This window comes from Clostridium sp. 1001271B_151109_B4 (assembly GCF_015670405.1).
In the GTDB taxonomy this organism is placed as follows: Bacteria; Bacillota; Clostridia; order Clostridiales; family Clostridiaceae; genus Clostridium.
In genome coordinates this window covers 12978-29477 of record NZ_JADPBQ010000026.1, presented here as the reverse complement: position 1 = coordinate 29477, position 16500 = coordinate 12978, and the positions used below count along the sequence as shown (strand labels likewise).

Sequence of the window (16500 nt, the reverse complement as noted above, 5' to 3'; positions counted from 1 at the left end):
ACTCTCAAAAGAATTGCTGGTTTACTTTAACTATATTCTGTTCAATTTTCAAAGACCATTTACTCTGTCGCACCGAAGCGACTTCCTTATCTTATCACCGATAAACTTTTTTGTCAACATCTTTTTCAACATTTTTTTGTTGTGATGTTTTTTTAAGTTTGTCTTTCGACTTATCGGCTGTCCCTCAGGACATGATTTATAATACCACAGTAACTTAGTTTATCTTAAATACTATTCTCCATTAAATTAATTTAATAGCATTTTTCTTTATTTTTCGTCATTATTCTCTATTTATTTCATATTGATACACCAGGCTAAGTTAACTATTTTTATAATCTTATCTCCTGTTCATAATACTATCACTCTTATTAACTTACCTGAATAGGTTCCTCTTCTATTCACTTAATAAACACTTCATATATATATGTATGCTTATATTTATTACTATAATAAAAAAGGACATACAATTATTAAACTGTACGTCCTTTTATTTAGTTTTTAACTATTACTTGCATAATTTTTTTAATTCATCAGCTACAAATTGTACTTGCGTACCTACTATTACTTGTATGTTTGTTTTTCCCGGTCTAATTATACCCGCAATACCAGCTGACTTAATAATCTTTTCATTTACTTGTGTATAATCTTTAATTTCTAAACGTAATCTTGTCACACAATTATCAATACTTACTACATTTTCTTTTCCACCAAGACCTTTTAATATAATTGATGCTACTTCTGTAAAATCATTATTTGAAAGTCTAATATCCATTTCTTCAGTTGTATCGTCATCATCTTCTCTACCCGGAGTCTTTAAATTAAACTTTGTAATTGCAAATCTAAATACTATATAATATATTATACCAACTATCAATCCAATCCCAAGTAACCAAAGTGGATTTTCTGCAAATGGAGCTTTAAAGCTTAAGAACCAATCAACAAATCCTGCACTAAAGTTAAATCCTGCTCTTACTGGCAACGCAGCACAAATAGCTACAGATATGCCAGTTAATACAGCATGAACTAAATATAATCCTGGCGCTAAAAACATAAATGCAAATTCTAATGGTTCTGTTACTCCTGTAAAGAATGCAGATAACCCTGATGCTAATAATAATCCTGCTACAACTTTCTTCTTGTTATCTTTAGCAGTATGATACATTGCTAAAGCTGCTGCTGGTAACCCAAACATCATTACTGGGAAAAATCCTGTCATATACATACCAGTTTGCCCTAATATTCCCCCTGGTTTAGTTCCCCAGAACTTACCGATGTCATCTATTCCAGCAACATCAAACCAGAATACTGAATTTAATGCATGATGAAGACCAAATGGAATTAATAATCTATTAAAGAATGCATAAATACCCGCTCCAATTGATCCCGTAGATATAATTGCTTCTCCAAATGCTACTAATGCACCATATACAACTGGCCATACAAAGAATAATACTAATGCTGCGACTATTGATGCTCCAGCAGTTACTATAGCAATACACCTTTTTCCACTAAAAAATCCTAATGCTGCTGGTAACTTAGTATTTTTAAACTTATTATAGCAGCTTGCTCCAATTAAACCTGATAATATACCAATAAATTGTGTTTCAATCTTTCCAAATGCTGCTGGCACTTCTGAAACATCAACACCTTTTAGCATAGCTACAACCCCTGATGATAATAATGTTGTAATCATTAGCCAAGAAACAAGACCTGCCAATCCAGCTGTTCCATCATTATCATCTGACATCCCAACACCAACACCAATTGCAAATAAAATTGCCATGTTGTCTATTAATGCTCCCCCTGCTTTAATTAAAAAAGCAGCTGCTACATTATTTGCTCCCCATCCTGATGGGTCAATCCAATACCCAATTCCCATTAGAATTGCCGCTACTGGTAAACAAGCTACTGGAAGCATTAATGATTTACCTAGTCTTTGTAAGTACTTCATCATAATAAAATCCCCCCTATTTTTTATTTGTTCATTATTGTAAGACTAGCAAAATAATTTAATTTTATAATTTCAGTAATAAAAAAAGCTGAAAAGAATATAATATATCCTTTTCAGCTAATGCCCATTTTTTATGGTTGCACGCCTCACAATTTGAACTTAATTTATTTTACAAATTTATTATAAAATACTTTGGTATCTTTTGTCAACGTTTTCACGCTTTTTTATTATAGTAATAATTTACTATATATATATATTGACATACTATTCTCAAAAATATATAATTTATAATGAAACGTGTTACTGTTAAATCAGGCATAAGTTAATCTTTAATAAAGATATACTTATGCCTTTTTATTTTATACCCAAAATTGTGTAATCTTATTTTTAGAAAGGAAGTGAACCCTGATTATAATCAGGAAATATTATGGCTAATTTTTTTAAAAAGTTATTCGGAAAATCAGAAGAGAAAGTAGAAACAACTGTTTCAGTTGAAACTCCAAAAACTGCTTTAGTTGCAGTTGCAACTGGTGATTTAATGCCTTTATCAGAAGTACCAGACCCTGTTTTTGCTGGAAAGATGGCTGGAGATGGTGCAGCTATTATGGTAAAAGGTGATACAATCGTAGCTCCTGCTGACGGAGAATTATCATTAGTATTCAAAACTAAACACGCATTTGCAATGACTTTAGAAAATGGACTAGAATTATTAGTTCATATCGGTGTTGATACTGTTGGATTAAACGGTGAAGGTTTTGAACAATTAGTTGAAGCTGGTACAAAAGTAAAAGCTGGTACTCCAATCATTAAGATTGATAGAGATTTCATCTTAGGAAAAGGATTATCTCTTGCTACTCCAGTTTTAATTACAAATGTTGATGCTGCTAAGTCTATAAATGCAGTTGAATCTGGATCAGTTACTGCTGGTAAAGATATAGTTGTTAACTTCGAAGTTTAATAAATATAAAAAATAGCTAAGGTAATCCCTTAGCTATTTTTTATTTACATAACGTTAATCTAAATCTTTCAATATGCATTGCTATATATGCAATTTCATCTTCCCCTACCTCTTTATCTAGTGAAGTTTCAATTATCTTAGATACTTCTTCTGCAATTTTATAAGATATAGGATAAGATTCTTTAATTGCGTCAATTAAATCATTTTTTAATACCGTATCTGTCAATATTCTTTCAATAGTAAATCTTATGTGAGATAAAAATCTAGCATAATCAAGAGATCTTTTATTTATTTTTGCATTGAACCTCTCTTCTATATGACTTACTATTCTATTAGCTAAATAACTATATTTTATTGTGTTAGATAGCTTTCTCCCATTTCTTGCTGAATGTATGTGTAAAGTTATAAATCCAATTTCCCCCTGCGGGAACTTTATCCTATATTTACGTTGAAGCTTTTTGACAATCTTTTTTGCCATTTCAAACTCAACATTATATAAAGTCTCAATTTCTACAATAAATGGATTACTTATTTCCTCTTTATTTTTTAACCTTTTCATTGCTACTGCTAAATGATCTATCAAGCCAATATGAATGGATTCATTAAGTTCTTCCCCTAATTCTTCTGATATTTCAGCAATAGCCTCTTCACAAATAGCAATAAATTCGCCATCTACTCTATTGTAAACTTCTTTTAAATTCTGTTGATTTCTTTCATCTTCAATTGAAAAAATTTTATCTACTTCTAAATTTTCTTCTAAAACATCCCCAAATCTTTTATTAAAACCTATACCTTTAGATAAAAGAATCTTTTCCACCCCTTGATCTTTTACCAGCACCATGTTATTATTCAAAGCCTTAATAACAGTACTTTTTCCCCTTACTTTAACCCCCATAATAAACACCTCCCAAAAAATTTAGAGAATTTTATAAAATGTAATATGATCGCTCCACTTCCCATTTATATATAAATATTTTTTATTAAGACCTATTTCCTCAAACCCACAAGATAATAAAGCACCTTTTGATCTCTCATTCGTAGTTAATACAGAAGCCTCTAATCTATGTAAATCTAAATAATCCTTAGCGTAATCTAATATTAACCTTATAGATTCTTTCATATATCCCATACCTTCATAATCTTTATCTATAGCATAACCTAATATCCCACTTTTAAATACTCCGTAAACAATATTAGAAATCTTAATCTTTCCAATAAGTTTACCAGATAAATATATCCCCAAATCGCTGCATACACCAGTCATTAACTGCCTATAACTTTCTAACAATAACTCTTTTTGTCCCTCATAAGTAAAAAAGCTATTATCTCTTACCGGCTCAAACTCTCTTAAATGATCTTTATTTCTTATATAATATTCTAATAACTCTTGAGCATCATCTGGTGTAAAGTTTCTAATTACAACATTTTTCCCTATAAGTTCTACTATATTAGCTCTACTTGAACATAAATAGTCATTTCTATTAATTCCAAAACTTAACTCATCATAAAAGCATCCTTTTAAGAATATATTGTCTGTAAAAATTGCTTCCAATATAAATCCACTATCTAAAAATGGCTTTAAATTTATATTTTCACTTACTGTAACATTAGCCTTAAAAGTATTATTATCTTTAAATACAGCTTTCAATATAGCATCTAATGTTATCTTTAATAAATCATAATTATCTTCTCTATAGAACTTTAATTTCAAGTTGCACTTTTTATTTTCCTTATCTAGCTCAGTTATTGTAAATCTTCCTATTACAATCTTATCTTTATCCTTAATTATATAATCATCTAATGTACCCTTTATAAGCTCTATATTTACTCCCTTTTGATTATCCATACTAATTCTCCTAAACCACATTTTAAGCTATTCTTATTATACAAACAAAGTAACAAAAAACTCAACTAAACTTTATAGCAAAAATATAAATATTACTTACTGTAATATCATTACCTTTTAACTAATATATTTAATTTATGCGAATTTAATTATATCAATAATTCAAGGTGGGGATTATTATTTTTTTATCTAAAAGAAAATATAAATATAGAACCTTTAAATTAATACTTCTTATGCTTTTTATAATATTATTATCACTAATACTTTTATATACTAAATATCCCAATAAACTAAAAAAATTACTTCCTAATACCCTAAATATAAAATCACATGAAATATTAACTGAAGATACACTAATTAATGAAATCAAAGACGTAAATAAATTAATTCCACTAGAAATTGAGCTTAGTGAAACTTTGACTGTAGATAACACTTATTTCAATTTAGATATATTTAAAAAGTCAAAAAAAATAACCTTCTTTGCTAATTGCTCTTATTCAATAGATTTTTCAACACTATCTAATGATAATATAAAAGTTAATAACTCAAATAAAGAAATATATATTACAATTCCAAAGATAGATATTTTCAGCATAGATATTGATGAGAATAAAACTATATATGGTGACACGGAGATTGGTTTTCTTAGATTTGGTGATTTAAAGCTTTCTTCCGAGGAAATAAATGAAATATATATAAATGCTAATTATATGTTTAGTGAAAAAATGAATAATTCTGATTTCTATACACAAGCCCTAAAAAATGCGGAAAATTCATTAGAAAGCTTACTGTCTAATTTAACTGGGGAACATTATGATATAACTTTAACCTTGTCTTAATCATTTAAAAATACTGAAAAATAAAATTTTAGTTAGTAGTTAGAAGTTAATAACTAATAGTTAAGGACTAAATTCAGCTAAGCTGAGTTTAAAAAAATTATATCTTTTAAGAAACTCCACTAGGAGTTTCATCCTTAACTATTAACTACTAACAAAAAAAAAAAATTGCTGTGCACTTTTTATTTTATTCCCGTTAAATCTTTAATAACTTCTCCACCTATTATCATTCCAGCTACTGGTGGTACAAATGATATACTTCCTGGAGTCTGTCTTTTTGCTGATTGTACTGCTCTTCCCTTATCAGGAGTCATTGGCATTTCTTCAGAATAAACAACTTTTAATTTCTTTACTCCTCTTTTTCTTAATTCATGCCTCATAACCTTTGCTAAAGGGCATACCTTTGTCTTAAACACATCAGAAACTCTAAACTGACTTGGATCCATCTTATTTCCAGTTCCCATTGAGCTTATTAGGTTTATATTATTTTTATAACAATATTCAGCTAATGCTAATTTTGATGTAACTGTATCTATAGCATCTACTACATAATCCACATCTTCCGGGATAATTTCTGATATATTATCGGCTGTGATAAATACTTGTTTAGCTTCAACATTGCATTTTGGATTAATAGAAATAACTCTTTCCTTCATTGCTTCTACCTTTACCATTCCAACAGTAGCTTGCGTTGCATGTATTTGTCTATTTAAATTTGAAATACAGATAGTATCATTATCTACTAAAATTAAGTTACCTACTCCAGCTCTTGTTAATGATTCAACAACAAAGCTTCCAACTCCACCAATACCAAAAACAATTACTTTTGAATTATGTAACTTATTTATTCCCTCTTCACCAACTAATAATTCAGTTCTGCAAAATTCATTTAATGCCATCTTCAGTTTCTCCTTTACTGTTTATAATATATTGTTACTTATTTTAAACTATAGCCTTTATTTATACAAGTGACTAATTTAACCGTTTTTACACTATATTTATATTTCTATACTATTAAATACTTAACTGAAAGTATATAATATATTTTATGTAAAACTATATATGCATACATGGAGGTTTAATATGATTTTAGGAATAATAGGTGCTATGTCTGAAGAATTAGAAATTCTATTAAAAGACATGGAATTAGAAACTATTGAAGAAAAAGCAAAGATGAAATTTCACAAAGGAAAGTTATGGGGGCATAACGTTGTTGCTGTAGTATGTGGTATTGGTAAAGTAAATGCTGCTGTCTGCACTCAAATACTTGCATCTGAATATAATGTTTCTTCTGTAATAAACGTTGGTGTTGCTGGCGGAATTGGAAAAGACATATTCCCTGGAGATGTTGTTATTGCTGAAAACTTAGTTCAATACGATATGGATACCACTGCTTTTGGAGATCCTATGGGGCAAATTCCTAGAATGGATACATTTGATTTTAAATGTAATGAAAAATTAGTTGAAACTGCTAAAGCTGCATGTGCTGAAGCTTCTGATTTCAAGACATTCTCAGGAAGAATAGTATCTGGAGATATGTTTGTTGCTTCATTAGACAAAATTCAATGGTTAGAAAAAGAATTCCAAGCATTAGCTTGTGAAATGGAAGGAGCAAGTATTGCTCACGTTTGTTACTTAAACAATATACCTTTTGTTGTTATTAGATCTATTTCTGATAATGCTAATAACGGAGCCCATATGGACTTTGAAAAATTCACTCCAATTGGAGTTAAGAACTCAACATTTATATTAAAAACAATGCTAAATAAACTTCAATAAAATTTAAGGAGTTAAGTCTTATATTAGACTTAACTCCTTATTACTTTATTATTTATTTTCAGCTTCAAATTTTTTCATAAACTCAACTAAATATTTAACACCTTCAATTGGCATAGCATTATAAATACTTGCCCTCATACCACCAACAGTTCTATGTCCTTTAATATTTTCAATTCCAGCTTCCTTAGCTTCTTTAACAAACTTAGCATCTAACTCTTTAATTCCTGTTACAAATGGAACATTCATTAAAGATCGATCCTCTTTTACAACGGTACCTTTAAATAACTCACTTGAATCAAGATAATCATAAAGAATCTTAGCCTTTTCTTCATTCCTAACTTTCATAGTTTCTAATCCACCTAGCTCTTTAAGATGTTTAAATACCTTTCCACAAATATAAATTCCATAAGCAGGTGGCGTATTATATAAAGATTTATTGTCTGCATGTATCTTATATTGAAGCATTGTTGGTGTTCCCTCAAGTACATCTTCTGTAATTAAATCTTCACGTATTATTACAATTACTGTACCTGCTGGTCCAATATTCTTTTGAACTCCAGCAAATATTAATCCATATTTAGTAACATCAACAGGTTGTGATAATATATCTGATGACATATCGGCAACTAAGACTTTTCCTTTGGTATTAGGAAGATCATGATAAGTAGTTCCATAGATTGTATTGTTATGGCATATATACACATAATCTGCATCATCGCTAACTTCTATCTTGCTTACATCGGGAATATAAGAAAAAATCTTATCTGCTGATGAAGCTATCTCATTTACCTTTCCATATCTTTTAGCTTCTGCAGCTGCCTTTTTAGCCCATTGACCAGTTATAATGTAATCTGCAACTCTATTTTTCATTAGATTCATTGGAATCATTGCAAACTGTGTTGAACCTCCACCTTGCAAGAATAATACTTTGTAATTATCCGGAATGTTCATTAAATCTCTTAAATCTCTTTCTGCATCCAGAATAATTTCTTCAAATTCTTTAGATCGATGACTCATCTCCATTACAGACATGCCTGTACCTTTATAATCTAACATTTCTTTTGCTGCTTCTTTAAGAACCTCTTCTGGTAACACTGCTGGTCCTGCAGCAAAATTATATACTCTTGACATAAAAATGTCCCCCCAATTTTTCATTATATTTTGTTTTTATAGCCCTCTTTATTTTATTATTTATATATTTTATTATTTGTGAATTTCTGTAAGCTTATGAATAAATAACCCACTTCTAGGCTTTGGCTCAAACCAAGTAGATTTAGGTGGCATTATCTTTCCTGCATCAGCTATACTCATTATATCTTCAATAGTAGTAGCATACATAGCAAAGCTTACCTTCATATCATTATTTGCTCTCTTTTCTAATTCTTTTAATCCTCTTATTCCACCTATAAATTCAATCCTATCTGATTTAGTAGGATCATCAATTCCCAATATAGGAGATAATAAATTGTTTTGAAGAATAGACACATCTAATCTATCAGTAGGATCATTTTCATCAAATGTTCCTTCCTTTGCTTCTAACTTAAACCACTCTTCATCAATATACATTCCAAATGTATGCTTACTATCTGGTTTAAATCTTTCATTATTTAATGTCTTTTCTATTGTAAACTTCTCCTCTACAGCCTTAAAAAATTCCGACTTTGAAAGCCCATTTAAATCTTTTACAGTTCTATTGTAATCTAAAACTTTAAGCTCACTATCTGGATATGCTATAGCTAAGAAATAATTAAATCCTTCAGTTCCATTATAATTAGGATTTTCTTTTCTTCTTTTTAAGCATACTTCAACAGCAGATTTAGTCCTATGATGTCCATCTGCTATATACATGTATTTAACATCTTTAAATAAACCTGTTAGTTCATTTATCTTTTTTATCTCACTAATTACCCATACAGTATGCCCATTACCATCTTCTGATATAAAATCATAAATTGGACTTTTTTTCATACTTTCATCTATTATTTTAGAAATATTATAATTTTCTCTATAAGTTAAAAATATAGGTCCAGTATGAGCATCGCAATAATCAACATGATTTATTCTATCACGCTCTTTATCAGCTCTAGTGTTTTCATGCTTTTTTATTATATTATTTATATAATCATCTACTGAAGCACACATTACCAATCCAACTTGACTTTTACCATTCATAGTTTGCTTATAAATATAAAAGCATTGATTTTCATCCTGTATATAGTATTTCTTTTCTATCATTGCATCTAAAATTTCTCTAGATTTTTTATATACTTCTTCACTATATATATTAACTTTTCCTGGGAAATTAATTTCACCTCTATCTACGTGTAAAAAAGAATATTCATTTCCCTCTACCATTTCGCAAGCCTCTTCAGTATTCATTACATCATAAGGTAATGCTGCAATTTTTGAAGCCAATTCCTTTACTGGTCTATATGCTTTAAATGGTTTTATAATTGCCATTGGTTATCCTCCTTAAACTTACCTCTTATATATCTACTACATATATCTACTACATATATCTACTACATATATTTAATATATTCTATTTAAACTATATAGATTCTATAGATTTAGCTGTAATAGGAGAAACCTCACCATCAAAGTAATTGACTATTGTTGTTACTACCTCTTCACCAATTCTATTTTGAGCTTCCTTTGTTGCTGCACCAATATGTGGTGTAACACTGACATTAGGATGGTTTACTAATTCATCATTCTTTGTTGGTTCTTCTTCAAAAACATCAATTCCTGCTCCAGCTATCTTTCCGGTATTTAATGCATCTAATAACGCCTTTTCATCAACGACCTTACCTCTAGCACAATTAATTAAATATACCCCATCCTTCATTTCTTCAATTTCTTTTGCTCCTATTACAGAACCCTTATTTTTGTCATAAGGCACATGTAATGAAATAAAATCAGATTTATTTAATAATTCATTAAACTCTAGAAAATCATAAGAAAGATTATCTTGTTTTCCAAACAAATCATTATAAACAACATTCATCCCCAATGCAGTAGCCTTATTAGCTAATGCTCTACCTATTCTACCCATTCCTATAATTCCAAGAGTTTTACCTGATAACTCAATTCCCTCGTATTTTTTCTTATTCCATTGTCCATTTCTCATAGTGTAATTTGATACCCCTAAAAATCTAGCTATTGCAAACATATGTCCAATAACCAACTCAGCAACTGAATCTGAACTTGCATTTGGTGTATTTTTAACTACTATTCCTTTTTCTTTAGCATAGTTAACATCAATATTATCGATACCAACACCAGCTCTAATGATCAATTTAAGCTTTCCACCATCTTCAGCATCAAGTATATCTGCTGTTACTTTAGTTGCAGATCTTATTACCAACACATCAAATTGTTTTAAAGTTTCACCTAATACATCCTTATCATAGTGAGTATTAACAACTTCAAACCCCATTGAAACTAACTTGTCAACTGCCCCTTGTTGCAACCCGTCGTTTGTTAATATTCTAATCATTTTTCTTGCCCCCAAATATTATATTTTTATTTATTGCTTTTTGATATTTTACTACTTTCTTACAACTTATACAACTATATCCTTAGGATTTTTTGTTATTTTTTTGATTTTTAATATTTTTTTGTACCTTCCATAATCAATTTGACTTAATTTAAAATACTACTTCCTATTTTTTTATAATATTTCATTTACATTAATTTTGTGATTATATTTTTTTGAATAATAATTATAATTTTTTATAAAAAATAGGAGCTACTATTAATAGCTCCTATTTTCCTCATCATCAAAAATTAATATAGATTCTGTCTCTCTACAATATTTAACACATTTACATTGACCTAAATGTCTTGGACATTTGTAACATAAACATCCTGTATCAGTTCCATCACATCTACCTTTCTCAAATTCAGGACAATACCTACAATTTACTCCATTTCCTGCTGGCATAGTGAAACCTCCCTTAAGTTATAACTATGTTTTTTAATATACAAATTAAATAAAATTCATTTACTTTTATTTATATCTTAGAAAATTATATACTTATACAATTAATTTAACAACAATTTACATACATATTTATATGTTAAATGGGTAAAGTAGTACTATAGACGGTACATTATTTATTTTAATGTACTTTTTATATATAAAGGGTGTAAACGGATGTAGTGTTTACACCCTAATTTATTTTTTAAATAACCGTAACACTTTTTAATAAACCTTAATACTATGTATTATGCAGAAGCTTTTCGCTTACGGCAATTTAGAAAATCTTCTAACTCCCGTCTATATAAATTTAGGGAATCTTCCTCTATTGAAGATTCCCTATTTCTATTTAAAAAAACATTTGAAAAATTACTAAGAATATTACTCCTGGAATTCCTAAAAAGCCAGCAATAAGTGCTGTTATTGGATTAATGGTAATATAAAAATTTAAGTATTCGCCAATAAAATTAGCAACATATAATAAAACTATACCTATAATTCCATTTATTAATAACTTTATTGGCCATTTTAATAATTTAATTATTAAATATAATAAAGCTAATCCAACTAAAGCGTATATAACCATCTCTATGTTCATCTATTGATTCCCCCTATACAATATAAAATAAAGACTATAATATAGTATTATATTATTCCATATTATATAACAATATTCTTTATATTTCCATCTCCTCTTTGACTTCAACTTCAGCTTCTTTTTTCATATTGGAATATTGCTCTTTTGCAACTGATAATATATAGTCTACCTTTTTTTTCGCTGCCTCTTCCCTATAAATAGCTGCCTCTATAAGCTTTGGATCATTTACTGAATTAAACATAGCTTCTGCTACTTCAAGTTCTATAATAGCTTCATGCATTTCGTTTAATATTTTATTATCAATTGTATCATTATCCTTGTAGTGTACTAAAATAAAATTTAAAATATTTTTTATATTCATTCTGCCCCTCCTAAAAACATTTATTTTAGATACTATCCACTTTTTACTATATTATTCAAACCCGCAGCTTCTTATATACTATTTTGGTGAATATCGTTAACAGTATATTTTCTGTACTTAATTTCAATACTTTGGTATAATACTTTAAATATGTCAATTACATTGGAGGTGTTTTTTTTGAGTATACGAATAATAGCTGATAGCACATGTTATTTACCGAAAGAATATATAGATAAGTATAATGTTTCTATAGTTTCACTTAATGTTCTATTGAATGGAAAAAGTTATAGGGAAACAGATTTGGAAAATGATTGGTTTTATAAAGAAATGTCTAAATCCCCATCAATTCCTACATCTTCTCAACCAAGTATTGATGATTTTTATAAAACAATAGAACTTCAAGTCAAAGATGGCCATGACGTAGTAGGAATATTCTTATCTTCTGATATGAGTGGTACTTTTTCAACATCAAATTTAGTCAAAGAAATGATTTTAGAAAAATATCCTAGTGCTAATATAGTAATGTTAGATTCTAGAAGTAATTGCATGCAAGCAGGATATGCTATATTAGAAGCTGCTAAAGCCGCTGCTGATAACAAATCATTAGATGAAGTTGTTTCTATAGCTAAAAATGTTATTGAAAATAGTAAATTTATATTTGTTCCTGATACATTAGATTATTTAAAAAAGGGTGGAAGAATAGGTGGTGCAGCTGCTTTATTTGGAACATTACTTCAAATAAGACCTATTTTAACGGTTTCTGATGGTAAAACTACTGTATTTACTAAGGTTAGAACTAAGAAAAAGGCTGTAGATAAAATGATAGATACAGTTATGGAACAGAATTCAAAATCGCCAATAAAGGGCTTAATAGTTCATCATATAAATTGTGAATCAGAAGGCCAAGAACTAGCCAATAAACTACAAGATAAATTAGGTATGACTAATATTAAAATTCAATCAATAGGTCCTATAATTGGATTACATGTTGGTCCAGGTAGCATTGGTGTTGCATATCACTACTAAGAGAGTAACAAGTTAAGATAGAAATTTCCTTAGGGAGTTTCTAATATAAATTTTAAAGTCAGCCTAAGCTGACTTTATTCATTAACTTGTAACTTATCACTCTCTAACCTTGTCACTTATTAAATTTCTTTTCTTCCTTCAAGTGCTTTAGAAAGTGTTACTTCATCAGCATATTCTAAGTCTCCACCAACAGGAAGTCCTGAAGCAATTCTAGTTACCTTTACTTCTAATGGTTTAAGTATTCTGGATATATACATTGCCGTTGCTTCTCCCTCTACATTAGGGTTAGTGGCAATTATTACTTCTTTAATATCTGCACTCATTCTTGCAACAAGCTCTCTTATCTTTATATCTTGAGGGCCTCTTCCTTGCATAGGAGAAAGATTTCCATGAAGTACATGATATACTCCATTAAACTCTTTAACCTTTTCCATAGTCATTATATCTTTTGGTTGTTCTACAACGCAAATTACATTTTTATCTCTATTAGGATTTCCGCATATTGCACAAGGGTCTTTATCAGTAAAGTTTCCACATACCGAACAATACTTAATAGTGCCTCTTGCCTTTACTAAAGCTGTAGCAAATTCTTTAACTTCATCTTCTGGTAAGTTTAAGATATGCAGTGTAAGTCTTTGCGCTGTCTTTTGACCAATGCTTGGCAATTTTGCAAATTCCTCAATTAATTTCTCTATAGCAACCGGATAAAAATCCATAATTACACTCCTTTTCCATTAATAAAAGGCTGTTTTTCAACAGCCCATTATCAATTAAAACATTCCTGGTATATTTAATCCGCCAGTTAATTTACCCATTTTATTTGAAGTTTCTTCGTCTGCTTTCTTTAATGCTTCATTAACTGCACTTAGCACTAAATCTTCTAACATTTCAACATCATCTGGATCTACAACTTCTTCTTTTATATTTATAGCTAAAACTTCTTTTTTACCATTTACTTTTACTACAACAGCACCGCCACCAACTGAAGCTTCGAACTCTTTAGTTTCAAGTTCCTTTTGTGCTTGTTCCATATCCTTTTGAAGCTTTTGCGCTTGCTTCATTAAGTTATTTATATTTCCTCCCCCAAAACCTCCAGGGAATCCACCTCTTGCCATAAAATATCCTCCTTAAAACAAATAAAATCTATTTTTTTATTATATAGTATTTTTTTAATATTTACTAGAATAAAGTGATGCTATAATATTTATTCATCTATGAAGTCAATAAAATCATCACCAATTTTTTCTCTTAAAATATCCTCTGTGCTTTTACTACCTTTATTAGCTTCTTCAACTACAAAATTCACCTTAACATTTTCTCTAAATATTTCACTAAAAACTTCATTTATAATATTTCTATTTTTAGAATCACTTAATCTATTTTTAGCAAATTCATTTTCACTATCAAATTGAATAGTAATTATCCCATTAGAGCATTCTACAGGCTTTCCTATCATAATTAAAGAACTTATTATCATTTCTCTCCTAGCTTTAAATCCTTCTAATATGTCTCTCCAAGCTTTTTGTACATCATTTATTGTAATTTTAGAATTAGAATTTCCACTTAAAGTTTCTGTACTAGTTTTAGTTTGAACAGGTTTTCTATTTTCTACATTGTTAATACTATTCTTTACCGTATTAATATTATTATCTCCTGTTGCTACTGCAGCTACTTTTATGCTTCCATTTTTTAAACTTTCTTCTAGCTTATTTAATCTTGTTAACATAACTTCACTAGATGTATCATATTCTATTTTACACATTTTGATTATAGCTAATTCACAATATAACCTTGCTTGCTTACTTAACTTAGCATTATTTTCTGCCTCTTGAAGTATTCTTATACATCTCATTATTTCTTCAGCTCTTAATCTAGCGCTTTGTTCTTTTATTAATGCGATATTTTCTTCTGACATATCAAGTACTTCTTCAGGATTATTAGTTACTTTAGCCATAAGTAGGTTTCTATAATGAGCAATTAAATCTTTTATAAATAAATATATATCCTTACCTGAATAAATAACATCTTCAATTATCCCTATACATTTCTCTACACTTCTTTGTATCACGGCATTAGTTAAATTAAATAAATGCTCATTTGTAACTAATCCTAACATACTAACTACAGTGTTATAATCTACATTACCATTTCCCATTGAAATTGCCTGATCTAAGATACTTAATGAATCTCTCATTGCTCCATCAGAAACTCTTGCAATTAAATTTAAGCTTCTTTCATCAGCAATAACATTTTGATCATCTACTATTTTTCTAAGTCTTGCTGTTATTTCACTATTATTTATTCTTTTAAAATCAAATCTTTGACACCTTGAAAGAATAGTAATAGGAAGTTTTTGAGGATCTGTTGTTGCTAAAATAAATATAACATTATTCGGTGGTTCTTCTAATGTCTTTAAAAATGCATTAACGGCACCAGCAGATAACATATGTACCTCGTCCATTATATAAACTTTATATCTTGCTTCTTGTGGTGGATATTTAACATCATCAATAATATCTCTAATTTTATCAACCCCATTATTTGAAGCAGCATCTAACTCTGTAACATCTATTGCTAAACCTTCATTTATCTTTCTACACATTTCACATTCATTACAAGGTTCTCCATCTTGTAAATTAAGACAATTAAGAGCCTTTGCAAAAACCTTTGCTGTAGAAGTTTTACCTGTTCCCCTTGTTCCACAAAAAAGATAGGCATGAGCAATCCTATGATTTAGTATCTGATTCTTCAATGTTGTTGTAATATGTTCCTGACCTACCACATCATTAAAGGTCTTTGGTCTCCATTCTCTATATAAAGCTGTATATGCCACTACAATCACCTCTTTCTTTGTTTTATTTATCTATTGCTATATTATAAATTTCAATTTAGTTTATTTGTTTTATTAATACTCCAAATCTCAGATTTAGTTAGTAGTTTTTACACAACCCATAATCAATCACCCATAAAAGTTGAGTTTCCTTTAATTATTATAACCAAATTCTATTAATAGTTAAAGATTTTTCCCACTTTCTAAAGTTTTACATTTAATTTATAACTCTTTCGTGTATTTATACGAAGGACACTTAATTTTAAATATTGCATAATTATTATTTGTTTATGCATATTATTTCCTTCATCTACATTTTGTATCTTTTTGTCG

17 protein-coding genes are annotated in these 16500 nt (G+C 29.0%); 4 read left to right on the top strand and 13 right to left on the bottom strand.

What is annotated here, in order from left to right; genetic code table 11:
* Window positions 1-505 precede the first annotated feature (505 nt).
* Window positions 506-1954 (bottom strand): N-acetylglucosamine-specific PTS transporter subunit IIBC, encoded by a 1449-nt coding sequence (gene nagE / locus I4V63_RS14070; RefSeq protein ID WP_196001866.1) that lies wholly within the window; start codon window positions 1952-1954, stop codon window positions 506-508.
* 424 nt (window positions 1955-2378) lie between these two features.
* Here nagE and I4V63_RS14065 point away from each other — a divergent pair, with 424 nt between their 5' ends.
* Window positions 2379-2909 carry a PTS glucose transporter subunit IIA gene (locus I4V63_RS14065; RefSeq protein ID WP_196001865.1) on the top strand — a complete coding sequence of 177 codons (531 nt, stop codon included), beginning with the start codon at window positions 2379-2381 and terminating at the stop codon, window positions 2907-2909.
* A 40-nt stretch (window positions 2910-2949) separates the two neighbouring features.
* Here I4V63_RS14065 and I4V63_RS14060 read toward each other — a convergent pair whose 3' ends face one another.
* Window positions 2950-3804, bottom strand: coding sequence for a PRD domain-containing protein (locus tag I4V63_RS14060; protein ID WP_196001864.1), 855 nt, complete (start codon window positions 3802-3804; stop codon window positions 2950-2952).
* Between the two features lie 21 nt (window positions 3805-3825).
* Entirely contained in the window at window positions 3826-4755 is a 930-nt protein-coding gene (locus I4V63_RS14055; RefSeq protein ID WP_196001863.1) for a GNAT family protein, read from the bottom strand.
* Between the two features lie 233 nt (window positions 4756-4988).
* Here I4V63_RS14055 and I4V63_RS14050 point away from each other — a divergent pair, with 233 nt between their 5' ends.
* The gene (locus I4V63_RS14050) at window positions 4989-5594 is read left to right on the top strand and encodes a DUF4230 domain-containing protein (protein WP_196001862.1); all 606 of its coding nucleotides are present in this window, start codon (window positions 4989-4991) and stop codon (window positions 5592-5594) included.
* A 179-nt stretch (window positions 5595-5773) separates the two neighbouring features.
* Here the strand turns inward: I4V63_RS14050 and I4V63_RS14045 are convergent, their stop codons facing one another.
* Window positions 5774-6490, bottom strand: coding sequence for a tRNA threonylcarbamoyladenosine dehydratase (locus I4V63_RS14045; protein WP_196001861.1), 717 nt, complete (start codon window positions 6488-6490; stop codon window positions 5774-5776).
* Window positions 6491-6674: 184 nt separating this feature from the next.
* Here I4V63_RS14045 and I4V63_RS14040 point away from each other — a divergent pair, with 184 nt between their 5' ends.
* Complete coding sequence (locus I4V63_RS14040) at window positions 6675-7370, top strand: 5'-methylthioadenosine/adenosylhomocysteine nucleosidase (RefSeq protein WP_196001860.1); 696 nt, start codon at window positions 6675-6677, stop codon at window positions 7368-7370.
* 48 nt (window positions 7371-7418) lie between these two features.
* On the opposite strand, the gene serC is transcribed toward I4V63_RS14040, so the two are convergent.
* From serC to I4V63_RS14010, 6 genes are all read right to left on the bottom strand, one after another.
* Window positions 7419-8501, bottom strand: coding sequence for a 3-phosphoserine/phosphohydroxythreonine transaminase (gene serC / locus I4V63_RS14035; protein ID WP_196001859.1), 1083 nt, complete (start codon window positions 8499-8501; stop codon window positions 7419-7421).
* 72 nt (window positions 8502-8573) lie between these two features.
* Window positions 8574-9830: a DUF1015 family protein gene (locus I4V63_RS14030; RefSeq protein ID WP_196001858.1), complete on the bottom strand. Its 1257-nt coding sequence runs from the start codon at window positions 9828-9830 to the stop codon at window positions 8574-8576.
* Window positions 9831-9921: 91 nt separating this feature from the next.
* Window positions 9922-10869, bottom strand: a complete 948-nt coding sequence (locus I4V63_RS14025; protein ID WP_196001857.1) for a D-2-hydroxyacid dehydrogenase — start codon at window positions 10867-10869, stop codon at window positions 9922-9924.
* Window positions 10870-11127: 258 nt separating this feature from the next.
* Complete coding sequence (locus tag I4V63_RS14020) at window positions 11128-11316, bottom strand: hypothetical protein (protein WP_196001856.1); 189 nt, start codon at window positions 11314-11316, stop codon at window positions 11128-11130.
* A gap of 385 nt (window positions 11317-11701) precedes the next feature.
* Window positions 11702-11950: a pro-sigmaK processing inhibitor BofA family protein gene (locus tag I4V63_RS14015; RefSeq protein WP_042397423.1), complete on the bottom strand. Its 249-nt coding sequence runs from the start codon at window positions 11948-11950 to the stop codon at window positions 11702-11704.
* 79 nt (window positions 11951-12029) lie between these two features.
* Window positions 12030-12311 (bottom strand): DUF2508 family protein, encoded by a 282-nt coding sequence (locus I4V63_RS14010; protein ID WP_196001855.1) that lies wholly within the window; start codon window positions 12309-12311, stop codon window positions 12030-12032.
* Between the two features lie 177 nt (window positions 12312-12488).
* Between I4V63_RS14010 and I4V63_RS14005 the strand changes: the two genes are divergently transcribed.
* Window positions 12489-13337 carry a DegV family protein gene (locus I4V63_RS14005; protein ID WP_196001854.1) on the top strand — a complete coding sequence of 283 codons (849 nt, stop codon included), beginning with the start codon at window positions 12489-12491 and terminating at the stop codon, window positions 13335-13337.
* A 119-nt stretch (window positions 13338-13456) separates the two neighbouring features.
* On the opposite strand, the gene recR is transcribed toward I4V63_RS14005, so the two are convergent.
* From recR to dnaX, 3 genes are all read right to left on the bottom strand, one after another.
* Window positions 13457-14053, bottom strand: a complete 597-nt coding sequence (gene recR / locus I4V63_RS14000; protein WP_196001853.1) for a recombination mediator RecR — start codon at window positions 14051-14053, stop codon at window positions 13457-13459.
* A 54-nt stretch (window positions 14054-14107) separates the two neighbouring features.
* Entirely contained in the window at window positions 14108-14452 is a 345-nt protein-coding gene (locus I4V63_RS13995; RefSeq protein ID WP_196001852.1) for a YbaB/EbfC family nucleoid-associated protein, read from the bottom strand.
* Window positions 14453-14541: 89 nt separating this feature from the next.
* A complete protein-coding gene (gene dnaX, locus I4V63_RS13990) occupies window positions 14542-16170 on the bottom strand; it encodes a DNA polymerase III subunit gamma/tau (protein ID WP_196001851.1) in 1629 nt (542 codons plus the stop codon).
* Window positions 16171-16500 lie beyond the last annotated feature (330 nt).